This is a genomic window from Thomasclavelia saccharogumia DSM 17460, from assembly GCF_000686665.1.
Classification (GTDB): Bacteria; Bacillota_I; Bacilli_A; order Erysipelotrichales; family Coprobacillaceae; genus Thomasclavelia; species Thomasclavelia saccharogumia.
This window is the reverse complement of the sequence record NZ_JMLH01000126.1, coordinates 1-1953: the sequence shown is the minus strand read 5'-3', so window position 1 is coordinate 1953 and position 1953 is coordinate 1. Positions and strand designations below refer to the sequence as shown.

The following is a 1953-nucleotide window of genomic DNA, read 5'->3' as shown; positions in this document are numbered from 1 at the left end:
CAATTGAACAAATGAAAAAGCATAACGAATTTGACTAGAAAAAGGTTATGCTTTTTTGAGTACTGTTATTTATACTGTGAATAGTAACAAAATTAACCATATTTTTGGCATTATTTAACATCATTCTTCTATTTTTTCATTTTCCTCTAATTCTTTTAATAGTTTCATAGCATATTGATAATATTTCATTTTATTGGAATTTAAATGAATTGCATAACCAATATCTTTTAATGCTTCTTCATATTTTAATAATCGAGCTAATGTCATTGAGCGACTATAATAATAATCGTCTTTTTGAGGCAATAATTCAATTGCCTTATTTTTATCTTCTAATGCCTCATAAAATCTTTTTAATGTATGTAAAAAAATTCCTCGACTATAATAATATTTTGATTCTTGGGGAAACAATTTTATTGCCTGTTCAATTTCCACCAATGATTTTTCATAATTTTTATTTTCAAATTCTTCCCAGCTATGACGATAATGAATGTTAGCATTTTGACGCTTTATATAAGTATATATATCATCTTTTTGAAGTATATTTTTTTGATTAGATTGATTATTTTTTATCTCCAACGCCTCTTTTAGCTTATTAAATTCATCTTGATATTTTTGACACCGTTTTTCTGTTTGAAGCTTCATATATTCTACCGGATCATTAAAATTTGCTTCTTCATGAAATTTTTCAGCGATTTGAAACATTATCTCATCAAATCCATCTATTTCCACTAAACTCCCCTTGTTTTTTCTTACAACATTATATACTCTCTCATCCGGTTTATCACCAACATAGCACCAGTAAATACCTTCTTTGCATAAACCTGATTCCTTTTCCAGTAGCGACATTAAAGTATGATCACCACCTGCATAACCAATAACGATCGGAATGTATTCCTTAAGAACTTTTTTCAAGACCCCTTCCCAATTTTTCGCTAAAGCATCCATATCTTTTCTTCTATTCAAAGGATTGAAATATAAACTGCGATGAATCTTAGCTACTACTGGTCTTTTAAATTCACCAGAAATATATGGCGCTAAACTTTCATGACTTACTACTTGGGGATGTTTATCGGTGTATATTAATAGAGCATCTTCAATCAATGAATCAAAATTAGTAGTTATAACTAAATGATTTCTCGTATTCGCAAGTAAAATCGCAAGTGGAAAATAGCCATAACTTGGTGTTTTACCTTCTAATTCGTTTTCCAAAAAAGAATATCCATCATTTGTTCTTCCCGCAAAACGTAAATCAAAAAGATCAAAATAATCATCATTTTTAATAGTATAATCCTGATTAAAAAAGCGCTTATATATATCTCTACCGTATTGGGGATCTAAATCATCAGCACATTCTTTTATATATTCACTGCCTCTTTCATCAGCCCATAAATACTGATGCCACTCTTTCATCAATTGTTCACCAGTACGAATCCCAGAACTTCTAGAAGCTCCGGCTCCTAAAATAAAACAATATTTTTTACCTGTCACACTATAGCCTTCATATATTTGATCTAGAAATCTATTTACCATCATAATAATTTCTCCCTCGTATATAATTACTTGATTATAGTAATTATATCAGATTTTAACTATCTTATCATCTAATAAAAATCTCTACGTTAATAGTAGAGATCTTTATTATACTTTCTTACCCACAACTTCGGCTATCTTACTGATTTGTTTTAATAACTTCTCATATTTCTCTGGTCTCAATGACTGTGGTCCATCACATAACGCCTTTTCAGGATCGTTATGCACTTCTATCATCAATCCATCTGCTCCACCTGCTACTGATGCTTTTGCCATCGGTTCCACTAACCACCATTTCCCTCCGGCATGGCTTGGATCGATTATGATTGGTAAATGTGTCAGTTTCTTCACTACCGGGATCGCTTGTAGATCTAATGTGTTTCTTGTATAGCTTTCAAATGTTCTGATCCCTCTTTCACATAA

General features: G+C 30.9%; 1 protein-coding gene and 1 pseudogene. Both read right to left on the bottom strand.

Annotated elements, in window-relative coordinates; all coding sequences use genetic code 11:
• Positions 1-120: 120 nt before the first annotated feature.
• Entirely contained in the window at positions 121-1533 is a 1413-nt protein-coding gene (locus tag BR82_RS0114455; protein ID WP_027090734.1) for an SIR2 family protein, read from the bottom strand.
• A 105-nt stretch (positions 1534-1638) separates the two neighbouring features.
• Positions 1639-1953 (bottom strand): annotated as a pseudogene (locus BR82_RS16150) (3-deoxy-7-phosphoheptulonate synthase); the annotation flags it as partial.